General features: G+C 61.2%; 1 protein-coding gene. It reads right to left on the bottom strand.

Features of this window, described 5'->3' with window-relative positions:
- The coding region (locus tag FT726_RS27595) for a spore coat protein U domain-containing protein (protein WP_346303879.1) at positions 1-561 on the bottom strand (561 nt) is incomplete at its 3' end.
- Positions 562-605 lie beyond the last annotated feature (44 nt).

Genomic DNA, 605 nt, shown 5'->3' with positions numbered 1-605 from the left:
CATATTCACGGTGATCGGCATCGCCGTCCCGCTGCTGCTCTGCACCGTGCCGACGCACGCGCCCGCCACGTTCAACCCGGCGCACACGTTATAGCTCACCGTCAGCGTGATGGTGGTGGTGTAACTGCCGGCGGCAATCACCTGGCCAGGCACGGTACGGAAATAGAGTGGAATGACAAAATTGAGGCTGTTGCCGAGCGCCAGCAGCGCGGAAGAGTTCCAGCGATAGCTGCCGCCCTGGCGCAGTTCGGTGGCACAGGCGCTGTCGATGCACAGCTGAATCGGCACGTTATCGGTGCCGCTGGCAGACGCCTTCATAGTGGCGCGCGTGCCGCTCAGGTAGTTGGCGGTGGTAAACGCATAGGCGACGTAATCGCTGCCCAGCAGGTTGAGCGTGCCGGTGCCGCAGTTAACGTTGGTGTTACTGGAGGTATTGACTGCCGTCGACTGCACGTAAAACGTGGTTTGCGTGCCAAAGCTGGCGCTGGGGGCCGAAAGCGAACAGAGCGCGTAGCTGCTGGCCGGCAGCAGCCACAGCAGCAAGAACAGAAATTTCCTCATGGCGAGATCCCTGACTGTGAGTTGTTGGCGGCATTCACTGCCGT

Source organism: Pantoea sp. Morm, assembly GCF_016643525.1.
Lineage (GTDB): Bacteria > Pseudomonadota > Gammaproteobacteria > Enterobacterales > Enterobacteriaceae > Pantoea > Pantoea dispersa.
Note: the sequence above shows the minus strand (reverse complement) of the source record. Positions and strands in the feature narration are given on the sequence as shown.